Raw genomic sequence first — 16,429 nt, forward strand, 5'->3', positions numbered from 1 at the left:
TTGATGATCGCTCGCCTATCTCGATGCTCGCGCCTGCTGGCGCTGTCTGGCCTGTTCGCTCTGTTGCCATTGGGCGCTGCTTTGGCCGAGTCGCGCAGCCTGGATACCGCCTACGGCGAGATCAAGCTGGACGGCACGCCCCAGCGCGTGGTGACCCTGAGCGAGAATGCGCTGGACGTAGCCCTGGCGGTCGGCGTCAAACCGCTGGGCAGCGTGGCCACCCGCGGCGGCAGCGATGTGTCGACGTACCTGAAAGACAAGGCAGGCGACATCAAGATCGTCGGCACTGCGCGGGAAACCAACCTGGAATCGGTGTTCGCCCTGCAACCGGATCTGATCCTGGCCGCGCCGGAGCTGACCCGGGATCAGTACCATAAACTCAGCCTGATCGCGCCGACCCTGGTGCCAAAGGGCAACTCCTTCGCCGACTGGCGTCACAACGTCGAGTTTTATGGCCAGGCGCTGGGCAAGCAACCCGAGGCCAAGGCCGCCATCGCCGCGGTCGATGCCCGCATCGAAGGCCTCAAAGGCAAGATCGAGCCGGGCCAGGTCGCCTCAGTGGTGCGCTGGAGCCCCCAGGGGCCGGGCGTGATGTCGCAACATCTGTTCGTCGGCCAATTGCTGAACCAACTGGGCTTCAAGGGCACGGCCATGGCCGCCGAGTTGACCAGCAAGCCCCATAGCGATGCCCTGAGCCTGGAGAACCTGTCGCGCATCGATGGCGACTGGCTGTTTCTCGCCACCCTCAACGCCGACGGTGACAAGGCGCTGGAACAGGCGCGCCAGCAGCCGGCCTTCGCGCGCCTCAAGGCGGTCAGCAGTGGCCATGTGCAGAGCGTCGACGGGCAGATCTGGAGCAGCGGCGCAGGGCCGCTGGCCGCCAAGGTGATTCTCGATGACGTGGAGAAGGCCGTCGCCTCGCAATGAGCCGTGCGGCAAAACCCGCTCGCCTGACGCTGGCCGCTGCGTTGGCGTGGGTGAGTGCTGCCCTGGCAGTGCTGTGCGTTGCCAGCCTGCTGATCGGTGCAGGGGAAGTGGGCATCCTGCGTAGCCTGTCGGCGCTGGTCGGCGCCGTGGATGACGAGGCGCGCTTCGTGCTCTTCGAGCTGCGCCTGCCGCGCACTCTGCTTGGCGTGCTGGTCGGTGTGGCGCTGGGTGCGGCGGGCGTGGTGCTGCAGTCAGCGACCCGCAACCCATTGGCCGAGCCCGGTCTGCTTGGCGTCAGCGCCGGGGCCTCGTTCGCCGTGGTCGTTGCGATCAGCCTGGGCGCCAGCGCGGCGACCTTGAACCTCGGCGTGGCCATCGCGGGCGCCATGGCCGGTTGCCTGCTGGTGTTGCTGGTCACCCAGGTGCGCGGCGTCGGTGACGACCCGGTGCGCCTGGTACTGGCCGGTGCCGCGTTCTCGGGCATTCTCACGGCGATCAGCACGCTGATTCTGCTGCACGACCAGCGCAGCTCCGACGAGATCCGTTTCTGGATCATCGGCGCCCTGGCCGGTCGCCCCCAGGACGTGCTGACCTGGAGCGCGCCTGGCCTGCTGCTCGGCCTGTTGCTGCTGGCACCGCTGATTCGTCCACTGGCAGCCCTGGCCCTCGGCGAGAAGATGGCCACCGGGCTCGGCCATCATCCTGGCCTGACCCGTCTGGGCGCCTTGCTCGGCGTTGCCGTGCTGGTCGGCACCGCCACGGCGGCGGCCGGGCCCATGGCCTTCGTCGGCCTGGTGGTGCCCTTCGTGGCGCGCCGCCTGGTGGGGCCGGACATCCGCCGCACCATCGGTTTGTCGCTACTGCTCGGGCCAATCATCGTGCTGTTCGCCGACATCCTCTCGCGCCTGTTGGTCAGCCCCTACGAGCTGCCGATCGGCGTGGTGACTGCGCTGATCGGTGCGCCAGTGCTGATCGCGGTGGTGCGCAGCCACAGGTTGCCGACCCTATGAAAGCGGCGACTTCACTCAAGGCGCCCAGCGGCTACTGGTTGCTGGCACTCGGCTCGCTGCGCGTGCTGCTCAACCGTCGAGGCGTGTTCGCCGCCCTGGGGCTCTCGCTGGCCATCTTGATCATTACCGGCATCAGCCTGGCATCCGGCGCCGCCGGCCTGTCACCGTGGACGGCGCTGGCCGCTGCTTTTGGCCAGGGCGAGCCGATGCACGTGTTTCTGGTGCAGGAGCTGCGCCTGCAGCGCCTGATCGCCGGCTTGCTTACCGGGGCGGCGTTCGGCATCGGCGGTTGCCTGCTGCAGACCCTGGCGCGCAATCGTCTGGCCACACCCGGGGTGATCGGCATCGACGACGGCGCCACGGCCTTCGCGGTGGCGTCCATCGTCGCCGTGCCGACCACCCTGGCGCCTTCCGCCCTGGCGCTTACTGGCGCCACCACGGCCGCGGTACTGGCCTTCGGGTTGAGTGCCGGCGCCGGAGCGCGGGGTTATCGCTTCATCGTGGTCGGCATTGCCGTGGGCGCGGTGTTTGGCGCGCTGACCAACCTGATGCTGGCGCGAGCCGATATTGACGCCGCCAACGTCGCCTATCCCTGGACGGTCGGCAGCCTCAACGCGCGGCCCGCCCAGGCGGTGTGGCTGCTGGGTGCCGGCCTGCTGCTGAGCCTGCCGCTGGTCAAGTACCTGGCCCAGCGCCTGGAGCTGATGCGCTTTTCCGACAGCGTGGCAGTGGGCCTGGGGGTGCGCCTGAAAGCCATGCGCCTGCTGACGCTGATCACCACGGTGCTGCTCACCGCCCTGGCGGTCGCCGTGGCTGGCCCAGTGGGGCTGGTGGCGCTCGCCGCGCCGGAAATGGCTCGCTACCTCAGTGGCCACCGTGGTGTGCCGGTACTCTGTTCGGCGCTGGCAGGCGCGCTGTTGATGACCGTCGCCGACTGGGTCGGACGCACATGGCTGGCGCCCATCGAGATTCCCGTCGGGGTGATCACCGCCGTGGTGGGTGGCCCCTACCTGCTGTGGATCCTGTTGCGCCAACCCGCGCGCAGATTGTCATGAAAGGCCGCCCCGCGGGTGCGGCTGCTGTGGAGCTGAAGCAATGACCACCTCCAACCTGTTCGCCACCAGGCCCGAGGCCGCGATCACCCTGCAGGCAGAGCGCCTGAGCCTGGGTTACCCGCAGGCGGCGATCATCGACGACTTGTCCCTGCGCATCCCACCGGGGCAGGTCACGGCCATCGTCGGGCCCAATGGCTGCGGCAAGTCCACGCTGTTGGCGGGGCTGTCGCGCCTGCACAAGCCCACGGCCGGCGCGGTGCTGCTCAACGGCAAGGCTATCGGCAGCCTGCCGTCCAAACAGGTCGCCCGGCAACTGGCGCTGCTGCCCCAGGACGCCACGGCGCCGGACGGGCTGACCGTCTCCGAGTTGATTCGCTTCGGCCGCCAACCGCACCAGAGCCTGCTACGCCAGTGGTCGGTCGAGGACCAGGCCATCGTCGACGAAGCGTTGCGCGTGGCCGACCTGCACGCCCTGGCCGAGCGCCCGCTGGAGTCGATGTCCGGCGGCCAGCGGCAACGTGCCTGGATCGCCATGGCAGTGGCCCAGCAGACGCCGTTGCTGCTGCTCGACGAGCCGACTTCAGCGCTGGATCTCGGCCACCAGATCGAGGTCTTCGAGTTGATTCGTGACCTCGCCGCGGCGGGCAAGACCGTGGTCATGGTGGTGCACGACCTGTCCAGCGCCTGCCGTTACGCCGACCATCTGGTGGCGATGAAAGCCGGGCAGATCGTCGCCGAAGGCGCGCCAGGTGCCATCGTCACGCCGGAACTGGTCGAGCGTCTGTACGACGTGCGCTGCACGCTGATGCGCGACCCGGTCAGCGGGACGCCGGTGATCGCCGGCATCACGAGGCGTTAGATGAATCGGTTATCAGCTTAGATCGCCTGGTTCACCGGCTGCCGTGCGTTGGCCGCAAAGGCTGATCACTGCGGGCTTCGCCGCGAGCGGGCCGCTTTGCAAGGCTGCGTTATCGCGCGCAGCGGGGAGTAGGGGTTGCGTTGATTTGCCGGTATCATGGCCGCCCCCTGCAGCCGTCTGGACCCGATCGACGCCATGACCCAGCAATACCCCACGATCGCCGAATGCGTCGGCAACACACCGCTGGTTCGCCTGCAACGCCTGCCCGGTGCCACCAGCAATACCCTGCTGGTGAAGCTCGAAGGCAACAACCCGGCCGGCTCGGTGAAGGACCGCCCGGCGCTGTCGATGATCGCCCGTGCCGAGCTGCGCGGCGACATCCAGCCTGGTGACACGCTGATCGAAGCCACCTCGGGCAATACCGGCATCGCCCTGGCCATGGCCGCGGCGATCAAGGGTTACCAGATGATCCTGATCATGCCGGACAATTCCAGCGCCGAGCGCAAGGCGGCGATGACCGCCTACGGTGCCGAGCTGATTCTGGTCAGCAAGGAAGAGGGCATGGAAGGCGCCCGCGATCTGGCGCTGGCCATGCAGGCCGACGGCCGCGGCAAGGTGCTCGACCAGTTTGGCAACGGCGACAACCCGGTCGCCCACTACACCAGCACCGGCCCGGAAATCTGGCGCCAGACCGGCGGGCAGATCACCCATTTCATCAGCTCCATGGGCACCACCGGCACCATCATGGGCGTGTCGCGCTACCTCAAGGAGCAGAACCAGGCCGTGCAGATCGTCGGCCTGCAGCCGATGGAAGGCGCGGCGATCCCGGGTATTCGCCGCTGGCCGGAAGAGTACCTGCCGAAGATCTTCGAAGCCGAGCGCGTCGACCGTATCGTCGACATGGCCCAGGCCGAAGCCGAGGACGTAATGCGCCGCATGGCGCGCGAAGAGGGCATCTTCTGTGGTGTGTCGTCCGGCGGCGCGGTGGCGGCCATGCTGCGCCTGTCCCGGGAGTTGGAGAACGCCGTGCTGGTCGCCATCATCTGCGATCGCGGCGACCGCTACCTGTCCACCGGCGTATACGACGCCGTGGCGAACTGATGGCCCGCAAGAACGGCGGCCTGCGCTTTCAACCCAGCGGCGGCACCCGTGCCGCCCAGGTGCCGGTGGGCAAGAAGCAGCGTCTGAAGATCGAGCGCCTGGCCAATGACGGGCGCGGTATCGCCTTCATCGACGGGCGCACCTGGTTCGTCAGCGGCGCACTGCCGGGTGAGGAAATCGAAGCCCGGGTGCTGGATGCCCGCAGCAAGGTGATCGATGCACGCACCGAGCGGGTGTTCCAGGCCAGCCCCGAGCGGCGCGCCGAGCCCTGCGTGCACGCGCGTATCTGTGGCGGTTGCAGCATTCAACATATCGCCCATCGCGATCAATTGGCGCTCAAGCAGCGCCAGCTCGCCGAGCAACTCGAGCGCCTCGGCGGCCAGCAGCCCGAGGCCTGGGCCGAGCCGCTGACCGGTCCCGAGTTCGCCTACCGCCGCCGCGCCCGTATCGCGGTGCGCTGGGATGCACGCAACAAGCGCCTGGATGTGGGCTTCCGTGCGGCGGCCAGCCAGGACATCGTCGCCATCAGCGAGTGCCCGGTGCTGGTCGAGCCGCTGCAACCGATCCTGCGCGCACTGCCGGCGCTGCTCGGTGGCTTGCAGGCACCGCGTGCCATTGGTCATGTGGAACTGTTTCAGGGCACCGCCAGTGCCATGCTGGTGCGCCACACCGAGCCCTTGAGCGAAGTGGATACGGCCCGTCTGCAGGCGTTCTGTTCGGTGCACGAAGCGCAATTGTGGCTGCAGGGCGAGGGTGAACCGCAAACGCTTGGCGCCAGCCAGTCGCTGGGCTATCGACTGGATGCGTGGGATCTGGAGCTGGCTTACCGACCGGGTGATTTCGTCCAGGTCAACGCGGCCGTCAACGCCGCCATGGTGGCCCAGGCCTTGCAGTGGTTGGCGCCGCGTGAAGACGAGCGGGTGCTGGATCTGTTCTGCGGGTTGGGCAACTTCGCCTTGCCGCTGGCCCAGCGCGCCCGTGAGGTGATTGCCGTGGAAGGCGTGCAGGCGATGGTCGAGCGGGCGGCGCAAAACGCCCGTGGCAACGGCCTGGCCAATGCGCACTTTCACCAGGCCGACCTGTCCAATCCGCTGGCCGAGACTGGCTGGGCGGCCGGCGGTTTCGATGCCATCGTGCTCGACCCGCCGCGTGACGGCGCGTTGCAGGTGGTCAGGCAGATGGCCAGTCTTGGCGCCGATCGGCTGGTCTATGTATCGTGCAATCCGACCACCCTGGCGCGTGACAGTGGCGAATTGTTGCAGCAAGGTTACCGGTTGAAAAAAGCCGGTATTCTGGACATGTTTCCACAGACGGCCCATGTGGAAGCGATGGCGCTGTTCGAGCGCTGAAGGCAAGTGATATGGCGCACAGGGATTGCGCCGATTGGTCAACCGACCGGCTCGCAGAAGCCTGGCGACATTCAGCGGGGCGTGCCCCGCGATAGGGAAGGTATTAGATGGTTCAGGTTAGAGTGCACCAGCCCATCAACGATGATGGCAGTATCAATCTCGAGGCCTGGTTGGAGCACGTCACGAGTGTCGACCCGGCTCTCGATCGTGATGCGTTGCGCGCCGCCTGTGAATTCGCCCGGGCGGCCGAGCAACAGGCCAATGCGGCGCAGAATCTGTGGACCGAAGGCGCGTCCAGTTTCGGCGCCGGCCTGGAGATCGCCGAGATCCTCGCCGACCTCAAGCTCGATCAGGATTCCCTGGTCGCCGCCGTGATCTACCGCGGTGTGCGTGAAGGCAAGATTCCCCTGGCTGACGTGCGTCAGCGTTTCGGCCCGGTGGTGGCCAAGCTGATCGAGGGCGTGCTGCGCATGGCGGCCATCAGTGCCAGCCTCAACCCGCGCGGCGAGTCCACGGTGCTCGGCTCCCAGGCCCAGGTCGACAACCTGCGCAAGATGCTGGTGGCCATGGTCGACGACGTGCGCGTCGCGTTGATCAAACTGGCCGAGCGTACCTGCGCGATCCGCGCCGTCAAGGACACCGACGAGGAGCGCCGCCAGCGCGTGGCCCGCGAGGTCTTCGACATCTACGCGCCGCTGGCTCACCGCCTGGGCATCGGCCATATCAAGTGGGAGCTGGAAGACCTGTCCTTCCGCTACCTGGAGCCGGAGCAGTACAAGCAGATCGCCAACCTGCTGCACGAGCGCCGCCTGGATCGCGAGCACTACATCAACGAAGTGATGGGCCAGCTGCGCGAGGAGCTCGAGGCCACCGGCATCAAGGCCGATATCAGCGGCCGCGCGAAACATATCTATTCGATCTGGCGCAAGATGCAGCGCAAGGGCCTGCAGTTCAGCCAGATCTACGACGTGCGCGCAGTGCGCGTGCTGGTGCCGGCGGTGCGTGATTGCTACACCGCGCTGGGTATCGTGCATACCCTGTGGCGGCACATTCCCAAGGAATTCGACGACTACATCGCCAACCCCAAGGAGAACGGCTACCGCTCGCTGCACACGGCGGTACTCGGCCCCGAAGGCAAGGTGCTGGAAGTGCAGATCCGCACCTCCAACATGCACGAGGAAGCCGAGCTGGGCGTCTGCGCCCACTGGCGCTACAAGGGCACCGACGTCAAATCCGGCTCCAACCATTATGAGGAAAAGATTTCCTGGCTGCGCCAGGTGCTCGAATGGCACGAGGAGCTTGGCGACATCGGTGGCCTTGCCGAGCAGCTGCGCGTTGATATCGAGCCCGACCGGGTCTACGTGTTCACCCCGGATGGCCATGCTATCGACCTGCCCAAGGGCGCCACGCCGCTGGACTTCGCCTACCGCGTACACACCGAGATCGGCCATAACTGCCGCGGCGCCAAGATCAATGGGCGCATCGTGCCGCTCAACTACAGCCTGCAGACCGGCGAGCAGGTGGAAATCATCACCAGCAAGCAGGGTACGCCGAGCCGTGACTGGCTGAACTCCAACCTGGGCTACGTGACCACCTCGCGGGCGCGGGCGAAGATCGTCCACTGGTTCAAACTGCAGGACCGTGACCAGAACGTTGCCGCCGGCAAAACCATGCTCGAACGTGAGCTGGCCCGTGTTGCCCTGCCGCCGGTGGACTTCGAGAAGCTCGCCGAGAAGGCCAACCTGCGCACCGCCGAGGATCTGTTCGCGTCCCTGGGTGCGGGAGATCTGCGTCTGGCGCAGCTGGTCAATCTGGCTCAGCAACTGGTCGAGCCGGAGCGTGGCAACGAGCAGCTCGAGCTGATTCCTCGCAAGGCCCAGGGCTTCAAGCCGGGCAAGCGTGGCGATATCCAGATCCAGGGCGTGGGTAACCTGATGACCCAGATGGCCGGCTGCTGCCAGCCGCTGCCGGGCGATCCCATCGTCGGTTACATCACCCTGGGCCGTGGCGTCAGCATTCACCGCCAGGATTGTGCGGCGGTGCTGCAGCTCGGCAGCCGCGAGCCGGAGCGGATTATCCAGGTCAGCTGGGGTCCGGTGCCGGTGCAAACCTACCCGGTGGACATCATCATCCGCGCCTACGACCGTTCCGGTCTGCTGCGCGACGTGACGCAGATGCTGCTCAACGAGAAGCTCAACGTGCTGGCGGTCAATACCCGCTCGAACAAGGAAGACAATACGGCGTCAATGTCGCTGACCGTGGAAATTCCGGGGCTGGACGCGTTGGGCAGGCTGTTGGGCCGCCTGTCGCAACTGCCCAATATCATCGAGGCGCGCCGTCACCGCGCGCCCTGAGTCGTAAACGGGCGCGAGGTGGTGAACCTCGGGCCCGCATTCACTGGACCCCGCTATGTACCAACTCCCTGACCTGCTCAACCTGATGGCGCGCCTGCGCGACCCTCGGCATGGCTGCCCATGGGACCTGAAGCAGTCCTACGCCAGCATCGTGCCGCATACCCTCGAGGAAGCGTACGAAGTGGCCGACGCCATCGAGCGCGGCGCCTTCGCCGAATTGCCGGGCGAGCTGGGTGACCTGCTGTTTCAGGTCGTTTACTACAGCCGGCTGGCAGAGGAGGAGGGGCGCTTCGATTTTGCCGCGGTGGTCGATGGCATCACCCGCAAGCTGGTACGCCGCCACCCCCACGTGTTTCCCGATGGCGATCTGTATGGGCCGGTGGATCAGCCTCGCCTTGGCGAAGCGGAGGTCAAGCAACGTTGGGAAGCGATCAAGGCCGAAGAGCGCGCAGAGCGAGCTGCGGCACCGCAGCAGCTGTCGTTGCTCGACGACGTGCCGAATGTGCTGCCGGCCCTGAGCCGCGCCAGTAAGCTGCAGGGCCGCGCGGCCCGTGTCGGTTTCGACTGGCCGGATGCCTTGCCGGTGCTCGACAAGGTGCGCGAAGAGCTCGATGAAGTGCTCGAAGCGATCAGCGAGAACGACCCTGAAGCCATCGCCGAGGAAATCGGTGATCTGCTGTTCAGCGCCACCAATCTGGCTCGACATCTGCGGGTCGATCCCGAGGCGGCATTACGGGCGGCCAATGGCAAATTCGAGCGGCGCTTCCGCTTCATCGAACAGGCATTGCGCGAAGCCGGGCGGCCCATCGAGAATTGCACCCTGGACGAGCTAGACGCCCTGTGGGGCGAGGCCAAGAAAAGTGAGCGGCAGTCAGGCTGCTGAACGCTTCAAGTCAGATGGGCTTGTCCCATCCCGTTAAATTGTCTGCGCATAGGTAGGTTATGGCGATTTCACTACGTGACCAGTTGCTCAAAGCCGGGTTGGTCAACGAGAAGCAGGTCAAGCAGGCCAGCAAGCAACAGCACAAACAGCAGCGCATGGTGAAGAAAGGCCAGGCTGAAGAGGACAACAGCAGCCAGCTTGCGGCCCAGCAGGCCAAGGCCGAGAAAGCGGCGCGCGATCAGGAGCTCAATCGTCAGCAGCAGGACAAGGCTGAGCAGAAAGCCCGCGCCGCGCAGATCAAGCAACTGATCGAGGCGTCACGGCTGCCCAAGTTGACCACCGAGGATTACTACAACTTCGTCGATGACAAGAAGGTCAAGCGCCTGCCGGTCAACGCATTGATGCGCGACAAGCTCAGCCGCGGCTCGCTGGCCATCGTGCGTCATGGTGGTGGTTACGAGGTGATTCCGCGTGAAGCGGCGCTGCGCATTCAGGAGCGCGACCCGCAGCGCGTGCTGCTGCTCAACACGCCAACCGAAGCGCCGGACGAGGACGATCCGTATGCAGCCTATCAGGTGCCCGATGACCTGATGTGGTGAGCTTCCAGGCATGAAAAAGCCCGCGATCAGCGGGCTTTTTCATGGAATTTCGATTTATTCCGAATGGGCTGCCTCATGGTCATGGGCTTTCAGCTCTGCCTGATACGCGACGGCTTCCTCCTCGGAGGGGAAGATGCCGACCAGCTGATCGTTTTGGTACACATCCCAGACCCGCAGGCCCTCGGCCTGGGCTTCGTGGGACATATGGTGTTCGTCACGCTCGGTCACTACTAGTACGCTCATTCTATTTCTCCAGTATTGCCGGACAAATGCTGCGCAAGGCGGTTGCGCTCGTGCTTAGCCTGCTAAGCAACGACATATTTTGTGACTGTATTAATTGGTTACAAGTTCCCAGCTGCTGCATTTTCTGGCAATTCTCGATGGCAGAGGCTGAATCCGGGCATAAAAAAACCGGGAAAGCCCCGGTTCTTCTGATAAATGGCGATCAGGTCAGTCGCGGCGACCTTGCACGGTCTTGCCATCGACGGTGCCCGACTTGAGCATGATCTGGTATTCCTTGCCGTCCTTCTCTACCTGATGCAGGCGAACCAGCAGGTAATCCCAGTCCTTGGCGAACCACAGGATGGTCTTGCGGCTGCTCTGCGTCGGGTCGCGTACCCGCTCGACCTTGATGGCGTCGATCAGACCGGCAGCGGTGCGCACTACTTCTTCGCCGAGCACGCGGAAATCGTAGGTCTCGATCTCGTCGCCATCGACCACCTGATAGCTCATGCTTTTCTCGCCAGCGGCCACGTCGTGCTGCAGGGCCAACTGGTAGGTCGACTTGTCCTGCATGCCACGGTTGAGCGGGAAGCGCACCGGGTCGCCGCGATCACTGCCGATCACCTGTTTCTGCGACCAGTCGAAATCGAACTCGATGTCCTTGCTCTTGCCCAGGCCGCTGCGCTCGAACTTGTAGCTCTGCGGCAGGAAAGTATCGCCTTCGACCGAGAAGGTGCTTTGCTCGGTCAGGCCGGCGACCAGCATGGAGGCCTTGAACACCAGTTGCCAGCGCCCGTCGTCGAGCTTCTGCAGACTGCGTTCGGCGGAGCCGCTGACGGGAACCTGTTTCCAGTCGGCGGTGTAGCTGGCGGAGAAGGGCTTCGGCTCTGCGGCGAGGGCAGGCAGGCTGAACAACGCCAGAGCAAGCATTAAGGCGCGGCGCATGGAGTCTCCTTGCTATTGATAGGGTAACCGGTGGCCGGCAGTGCAACACCGTCGAGCCGGGGGCCGGTATCGGCGAGGAGCAAACGCCCCTCGGCGAACCAGCGTATGGCCAGCGGGTAGATCCGGTGTTCCTGAGCGTGAACCCGTTGCGCCAGGCTGGCGGCCGTGTCGTGAGAATGTACCCGGATTACTGCCTGTACGACCAGAGGGCCCCCATCGAGTTCCTCGGTCACGAAGTGTACGCTGCAGCCGTGCTCGGTGTCGCCGGCTTCCAGCGCACGCTGATGGGTGTGCAGGCCTTTGTGGCGTGGCAACAGCGAGGGATGGATGTTCAGCAGGCGGCCATGGTAGTGGCGCACGAAGGCAGGGGTGAGAATGCGCATGAAGCCGGCGAGTACCACTAGTTGCGGGTCGAAATCGTCGATGGCCTGCATCAGTGCGGCGTCGAAGGCGTCGCGGCCCTGATAATCGCCATGTTCGAGAACCCGCGTGGCAACGCCGGCGGCCTGCGCACGTTGCAGGCCGTAGGCATCGCTACGATTGGCGATCACCGCGGCGATGCGCACCGGGTTCTCGCCATCAGCGGTGCTGTCGATCAGCGCCTGAAGATTGCTGCCGGTGCCCGACAGCAGCACCACTACATTGCAGGATCGCGGCATTAGGTGCCCATCAGTGGCTTTTCAGATTGTTCAGCACGACGCGCTCGGCGCCTTCTGCTGCTGCGGCGATCTGGCCGATGACCCAGGGCTGCTCACCGGCGCTGCGCAGGCTCTGCAGGGCGGTGTCGACCTGATCCTGAGCGACGCAGATGACCATGCCCACGCCGCAGTTCAGCACGCGGTGCATTTCATGCTCGTCGACGTTGCCTTTGTCCTGCAGGAAGTCGAACACTGCCGGGCGCTGCCAGCTGGCCACGTCGATCACTGCCTGGGCGTTGTCCGGCAGCACGCGCGGGATGTTGTCCAACAGGCCACCGCCCGTGATGTGGGCCATGGCTTTGACTGCGCCGGTCTTCTTGATCAGCTCCAGCAGCGGCTTGACGTAGATGCGCGTCGGCGCCATCAGCAGATCGGCCAGGGGCTTGCCGTCGAGCTGGGTGTTTTCGATATCGGTGCCGGACACGTCGAGGATCTTGCGGATCAGCGAGTAGCCGTTGGAGTGCGGGCCCGAGGAGGGCAGCGCGATCAGCGCATCGCCGGTAGCGACCTTGGAGCCGTCGATGATCTCGGCCTTCTCGACCACACCCACGCAGAAACCGGCCAGGTCGTAATCTTCGCCCTCGTACATGCCCGGCATCTCGGCGGTCTCCCCACCGACCAGCGAGCAGCCGGCCAGTTCGCAACCGGCACCGATGCCGGTGACCACGGTGGCGGCCACGTCGACATTCAGCTTGCCGGTGGCGTAGTAGTCGAGGAAGAACAGCGGCTCGGCGCCACAGACCACCAGGTCGTTGACGCACATGGCGACCAGGTCCTGGCCGATGCTGTCGTGCTTGTTCAGGTTCAGCGCCAGGCGCAGCTTGGTGCCTACGCCATCGGTGCCGGACACCAGCACCGGTTGCTTGTAGCCGGCCGGGATCTCGCACAGGGCGCCGAAGCCGCCCAGGCCACCCATGACTTCAGGACGGGCGGTGCGCTTGGCCACGCCCTTGATGCGTTCGACCAGGGCTTCGCCCGCGTCGATGTCCACACCTGCGTCCTTGTAGCTGATGGAGGGTTGCTTGCTCATAGATCCAGGCCTTTGGAAGGGGAAAGTCGGAATAGCGTCGGCCCCTCGGGGCCGTTCTGCGAAGGCGCGCGATTTTATCAGGCTTGCCCGGCAGCGGCCAGCCACCGTGCCGAGTGCGGGTTGCCAGGTGGCGTGAAACCTGGCTGGCCCTGGCGGGTCACACGCGAGCCTGGTTGCGTAGCGATGGCCGCGTGGCTTGCGATGCCATGGCAACAGCCCCTAAGGTATAGCGCCACGGCCTGTTACCGCGCGCCGCCTCCTTCAGCCGAGAGTTTTCCGTTCATGCGCCCGATCTTCCGCCCCCTGCTTCTCTGTCTGTCACTCTTGAGCCTGCCGACCCTGGCCGCGACCGTGAGCGACCTCTATCAGGTGCGCGAGACGGTTGCCAGCCAGCAGCCCGAAGAGCGCGATGCCGCCCTGCAGCGCGCGGTCGAGACGCTGGTGCTGCGCCTGACCGGCAAGCCGGAAGCGGCAAAGGGCTCGGCATTGGCGCAGTTGCGCAAGGATCCGCAGCAGATCATCAGCCAGTACGGTTATGAGGGTGATCACCTGGTGGTCGATTTCGACGCGGTGTCCACCGATCGCTCCCTGCGTCAGGCCGGCTTGCCGCTGTGGGGCGTCAACCGCCCGGCGATTCTCGCCTGGTGGCTGAACGAGACGGTCGACGGCGCGAACATGGTCGGTGATGGCCAGACCGCTGCCGAGCCGCTGCGCGAGGCCGCCCGGCACCGTGGCTTGCCGTTGCGCCTGCCGTTGGCCGACCTCAGCGAGCAACTGGTGGCGACCAAGGAGGCGCTCGGCGCCAAGGAACCGGGTGAGCTGCGTTCGGCATCCGAGCGCTACGGCGCCGACGCCTTGCTGGCCGTGCGCGCCAGTGAAGCGGACGGCAAATGGCAGGCCAACTGGCAGCTGTGGCTGGGCGACGAGCGCGAGCAGGGCAAGGCCGAGGGCGCTGATCAGGCCGCGCTGGCCGATGCGGTGTTGCTGGCGGTGAGCGAGCGCCTGGCACCGCGATTCGTCGTCGCGCCGGGTGCCAGTTCGGCGCAGACGGTGGAAGTCATCGGCGCCGATCTGTCGCGCTACGCCGAGTTGCAGCGGGTGCTCGAGCCTTTTGGCGCGCAGCTGCAGTCGGTACAGGCCGACCGCCTGATCTACAAGGTCAATGCCAGTGCCGAGCAGTTGCGCACCCAATTGGGGCTACTGCAACTGCACGAGGAATCGGCTGCCGAACTGGCCTCGCAGGTGCCCGCCGAGTCTCAGGCACCCATCGATGCCAGCCAGGCGCCGGTGCAACCTCAGGCTGCGCCACCAGCAGCGCCGGCCACTGCATCTGGCGAGGTTATGTACTTTCGCTGGTAGACTGCGCCCAATCTGAACCGCTTCGCTTTCGATGACCTCGGCCATGGCCGAGGTCGTTTTGCGCGTGCGCACCGACCTGATAATCGCTTCTGAGGATCGAGCATGCCCGTTTCGTCTCGCTGGCTGTGGATCGCTGCCGTGCTGGTGCTGGGCGGCTTCCTGTACGTGCTGCACCCGATTCTTTCGCCGTTTCTGATGGGCATCCTGATCGCCTACCTCGGTGATCCACTGGTCGATCGCCTGGAGCGCCTGAAGCTTTCGCGTACCTGGGGTGTGATCGTGGTATTCGGTCTGTTCACCCTGTTGATGGCCCTGGCCTTGCTGGTGTTGATTCCGATGCTCGGCAAACAGCTGGTACAGCTGTATGAGCTGCTACCGCAGATGCTCGATTGGGCACAGAACCAGGCCTTGCCATGGATTCAGGTCAAGCTCGGCCTGAACGAGGGCTTCTGGCGCTTCGATGAATTGAAGAAAGCGTTGTCCGGTCACCTGGGGCAAACCACCGATATCGCCGGGTTGGTGTTGTCGCAGGTCACCGCGTCGAGCCTGGCCCTGGTGGCCTGGGTGGCCAACCTGCTGCTGATTCCGGTGGTCAGTTTCTACCTGATGCGCGACTGGGACCTGCTGGTCAGCAAGCTGCGCAGCCTGGTGCCGCGCGATAATGAAGGTGTGGTGGTGAAGCTGGTCGGTGAGTGTCATGAGGTGCTCGGCGCGTTCCTGCGCGGTCAGCTTCTGGTGATGCTGGCGCTCGGTGCGATGTATGCGGTCGGCCTGATGGCCATCGGCCTCGAACTGGGGCTGTTGATCGGCTTGCTGGCAGGCCTGGCGAGCATCGTGCCGTACCTCGGTGTGGTGGTGGGCATCGGCAGTGCGCTGCTGGCCGGGCTGTTCCAGTTCGGCGGCGACCCTTATCCGCTGTTGATGATTGCCAGCGTGTTCGTGGTCGGCCAATTGCTCGAGGGCATGCTACTGACGCCGCTATTGGTCGGCGACCGCATCGGCCTGCACCCGGTGGCGGTGATTTTCGCGATCATGGCCGGCGGTCAGCTGTTCGGTTTCACCGGCATCCTGGTGGCGCTGCCGGTGGCGGCGGTGATCATGGTGCTGCTGCGCCACGTGCACGAGCTGTACAAACAGTCCGACGCCTACGCGGGGCAGGCTCCGCTTCAGCCAAAACCGGGCCGCAAAGCGCGTTGAGGCTTGTCGCTGGCGGCTAACCTGTTGTATTGCCTTGGAAAGTGCGGCAATGACAGGCGGCCGCCAAGGGTATAAACTGCGCCACCTTTATTCAGAGCGCCAAGCGGGCTCCGACGAGCCATTCTCTCCAGCATGAAGCCGATTCAACTGCCCCTGGGTGTGCGTCTGCGCGACGACGCCACCTTCGCCAATTACTACCCGGGCGCCAATGCCGCTGCCCTTGGGTACGTGGAGCGTCTGTGCGAGGCCGAGGCGGGTTGGACGGAGAGCCTGATCTACCTGTGGGGTGGCGAAGGCGTCGGGCGCAGCCACCTGCTGCAGGCGGCCTGCCTGCGCTTCGAGCAGCTCGGCGAGCGCGCCGTCTACCTGCCTCTGGCCGAGGTGGTGCAGTACGGCCCGGCGATTCTCGACAATCTGGAGCAGTTCGAGCTGGTCTGCCTGGATGACCTGGAGGCTGCTGCTGGCCAGCGCGCCTGGGAAGAAGCGCTCTTTCACCTGTTCAATCGCCTGCGTGATAGCGGTCGCCGTCTGCTGCTTTCCGCCAACGCATCGCCTCGGGAACTGTCGATCAAGCTGCCCGACCTCAAGTCGCGCCTGACCCTGGCCCTGGTGTTTCAGCTGCAATCGCTGTCCGACGAGGACAAGCTGCGCGCCCTGCAGCTACGAGCATCGCGTCGCGGCCTGCATATGAGCGACGACGTGGGGCGTTTCATCCTTACTCGCGGCGAACGCAGCATGAACGCGCTGTTCGATCTGCTCGAGCGCCTGGATCAGGCCTCGCTGCAGGAAAAGCGCAAGCTGACCATTCCCTTCCTCAAGGAAACCCTGGACTGGTAGCCTG

General features: G+C 65.3%; 16 protein-coding genes. 12 read left to right on the forward strand and 4 right to left on the reverse strand.

All coding sequences use genetic code 11. The features are described 5' to 3' along the window. The first annotated feature begins 3 nt into the window (after positions 1–3). The 9 genes from BVH03_RS12445 (at position 4) to BVH03_RS12485 (ending at position 10,137) form a co-directional block, all read left to right on the forward strand. Positions 4–927, forward strand: coding sequence for an ABC transporter substrate-binding protein (locus BVH03_RS12445; RefSeq protein WP_083640051.1), 924 nt, complete (start codon positions 4–6; stop codon positions 925–927). Further along, positions 924–1,937, forward strand: coding sequence for an iron ABC transporter permease (locus BVH03_RS12450; RefSeq protein WP_075961451.1), 1,014 nt, complete (start codon positions 924–926; stop codon positions 1,935–1,937). Before BVH03_RS12445 ends, BVH03_RS12450 begins: the two co-directional genes overlap by 4 nt. After that, positions 1,934–2,992: an iron chelate uptake ABC transporter family permease subunit gene (locus tag BVH03_RS12455; RefSeq protein WP_075961452.1), complete on the forward strand. Its 1,059-nt coding sequence runs from the start codon at positions 1,934–1,936 to the stop codon at positions 2,990–2,992. Before BVH03_RS12450 ends, BVH03_RS12455 begins: the two co-directional genes overlap by 4 nt. Positions 2,993–3,032: 40 nt before the next feature. Continuing rightward, on the forward strand, positions 3,033–3,851 hold the full coding sequence (locus BVH03_RS12460) for an ABC transporter ATP-binding protein (RefSeq protein WP_075961453.1): 819 nt from the start codon (positions 3,033–3,035) through the stop codon (positions 3,849–3,851). A 195-nt stretch (positions 3,852–4,046) separates the two neighbouring features. After that, entirely contained in the window at positions 4,047–4,952 is a 906-nt protein-coding gene (gene cysM, locus BVH03_RS12465; protein ID WP_075961489.1) for a cysteine synthase CysM, read from the forward strand. Beyond that, on the forward strand, positions 4,952–6,301 hold the full coding sequence (gene rlmD / locus BVH03_RS12470; protein ID WP_075961454.1) for a 23S rRNA (uracil(1939)-C(5))-methyltransferase RlmD: 1,350 nt from the start codon (positions 4,952–4,954) through the stop codon (positions 6,299–6,301). Before cysM ends, rlmD begins: the two co-directional genes overlap by 1 nt. A gap of 107 nt (positions 6,302–6,408) precedes the next feature. Next, the gene (relA, locus tag BVH03_RS12475; RefSeq protein WP_075961455.1) at positions 6,409–8,655 is read left to right on the forward strand and encodes a GTP diphosphokinase; all 2,247 of its coding nucleotides are present in this window, start codon (positions 6,409–6,411) and stop codon (positions 8,653–8,655) included. Positions 8,656–8,710: 55 nt separating this feature from the next. Further along, complete coding sequence (gene mazG, locus BVH03_RS12480) at positions 8,711–9,538, forward strand: nucleoside triphosphate pyrophosphohydrolase (RefSeq protein WP_075961456.1); 828 nt, start codon at positions 8,711–8,713, stop codon at positions 9,536–9,538. Between the two features lie 59 nt (positions 9,539–9,597). Further along, a complete protein-coding gene (locus BVH03_RS12485) occupies positions 9,598–10,137 on the forward strand; it encodes a DUF2058 domain-containing protein (protein ID WP_075961457.1) in 540 nt (179 codons plus the stop codon). A 54-nt stretch (positions 10,138–10,191) separates the two neighbouring features. On the opposite strand, the gene BVH03_RS12490 is transcribed toward BVH03_RS12485, so the two are convergent. The 4 genes from BVH03_RS12490 to purM all read right to left on the reverse strand — a co-directional run bounded on the left by BVH03_RS12490 (position 10,192) and on the right by purM (position 13,032). After that, entirely contained in the window at positions 10,192–10,380 is a 189-nt protein-coding gene (locus BVH03_RS12490) for a hypothetical protein (protein ID WP_075934463.1), read from the reverse strand. Between the two features lie 207 nt (positions 10,381–10,587). Then, positions 10,588–11,304, reverse strand: coding sequence for a DUF3108 domain-containing protein (locus BVH03_RS12495; protein WP_075961458.1), 717 nt, complete (start codon positions 11,302–11,304; stop codon positions 10,588–10,590). Further along, positions 11,289–11,963, reverse strand: coding sequence for a phosphoribosylglycinamide formyltransferase (gene purN, locus BVH03_RS12500; protein ID WP_075961459.1), 675 nt, complete (start codon positions 11,961–11,963; stop codon positions 11,289–11,291). The genes BVH03_RS12495 and purN overlap by 16 nt, the downstream gene beginning before the upstream one ends. Positions 11,964–11,973: 10 nt before the next feature. Next, positions 11,974–13,032, reverse strand: a complete 1,059-nt coding sequence (gene purM / locus BVH03_RS12505; protein ID WP_075961460.1) for a phosphoribosylformylglycinamidine cyclo-ligase — start codon at positions 13,030–13,032, stop codon at positions 11,974–11,976. Positions 13,033–13,314: 282 nt separating this feature from the next. Between purM and BVH03_RS12510 the strand changes: the two genes are divergently transcribed. From BVH03_RS12510 to hda, 3 genes are all read left to right on the forward strand, one after another. After that, positions 13,315–14,391 carry a DUF2066 domain-containing protein gene (locus tag BVH03_RS12510; protein WP_075961461.1) on the forward strand — a complete coding sequence of 359 codons (1,077 nt, stop codon included), beginning with the start codon at positions 13,315–13,317 and terminating at the stop codon, positions 14,389–14,391. Between the two features lie 102 nt (positions 14,392–14,493). Next, positions 14,494–15,588 (forward strand): AI-2E family transporter, encoded by a 1,095-nt coding sequence (locus BVH03_RS12515; protein WP_075961462.1) that lies wholly within the window; start codon positions 14,494–14,496, stop codon positions 15,586–15,588. 132 nt (positions 15,589–15,720) lie between these two features. Further along, positions 15,721–16,425 (forward strand): DnaA regulatory inactivator Hda, encoded by a 705-nt coding sequence (gene hda, locus BVH03_RS12520; protein ID WP_075934457.1) that lies wholly within the window; start codon positions 15,721–15,723, stop codon positions 16,423–16,425. Positions 16,426–16,429 lie beyond the last annotated feature (4 nt).

This window comes from Pseudomonas sp. PA15(2017) (genome assembly GCF_001945395.1).
In the GTDB taxonomy this organism is placed as follows: Bacteria; Pseudomonadota; Gammaproteobacteria; order Pseudomonadales; family Pseudomonadaceae; genus Aquipseudomonas.

Coding starts and splice junctions, on each gene's coding strand:
- BVH03_RS12445 (WP_083640051.1), top strand. CDS start 4: ATGATCGCTCGCCTATCTCGATGCTCGCGCCTGCTGGCGCTGTCTGGC.
- BVH03_RS12450 (WP_075961451.1), top strand. CDS start 924: ATGAGCCGTGCGGCAAAACCCGCTCGCCTGACGCTGGCCGCTGCGTTG.
- BVH03_RS12455 (WP_075961452.1), top strand. CDS start 1,934: ATGAAAGCGGCGACTTCACTCAAGGCGCCCAGCGGCTACTGGTTGCTG.
- BVH03_RS12460 (WP_075961453.1), top strand. CDS start 3,033: ATGACCACCTCCAACCTGTTCGCCACCAGGCCCGAGGCCGCGATCACC.
- cysM (WP_075961489.1), top strand. CDS start 4,047: ATGACCCAGCAATACCCCACGATCGCCGAATGCGTCGGCAACACACCG.
- rlmD (WP_075961454.1), top strand. CDS start 4,952: ATGGCCCGCAAGAACGGCGGCCTGCGCTTTCAACCCAGCGGCGGCACC.
- relA (WP_075961455.1), top strand. CDS start 6,409: ATGGTTCAGGTTAGAGTGCACCAGCCCATCAACGATGATGGCAGTATC.
- mazG (WP_075961456.1), top strand. CDS start 8,711: ATGTACCAACTCCCTGACCTGCTCAACCTGATGGCGCGCCTGCGCGAC.
- BVH03_RS12485 (WP_075961457.1), top strand. CDS start 9,598: ATGGCGATTTCACTACGTGACCAGTTGCTCAAAGCCGGGTTGGTCAAC.
- BVH03_RS12490 (WP_075934463.1), bottom strand. CDS start 10,380: ATGAGCGTACTAGTAGTGACCGAGCGTGACGAACACCATATGTCCCAC.
- BVH03_RS12495 (WP_075961458.1), bottom strand. CDS start 11,304: ATGCGCCGCGCCTTAATGCTTGCTCTGGCGTTGTTCAGCCTGCCTGCC.
- purN (WP_075961459.1), bottom strand. CDS start 11,963: ATGCCGCGATCCTGCAATGTAGTGGTGCTGCTGTCGGGCACCGGCAGC.
- purM (WP_075961460.1), bottom strand. CDS start 13,032: ATGAGCAAGCAACCCTCCATCAGCTACAAGGACGCAGGTGTGGACATC.
- BVH03_RS12510 (WP_075961461.1), top strand. CDS start 13,315: ATGCGCCCGATCTTCCGCCCCCTGCTTCTCTGTCTGTCACTCTTGAGC.
- BVH03_RS12515 (WP_075961462.1), top strand. CDS start 14,494: ATGCCCGTTTCGTCTCGCTGGCTGTGGATCGCTGCCGTGCTGGTGCTG.
- hda (WP_075934457.1), top strand. CDS start 15,721: ATGAAGCCGATTCAACTGCCCCTGGGTGTGCGTCTGCGCGACGACGCC.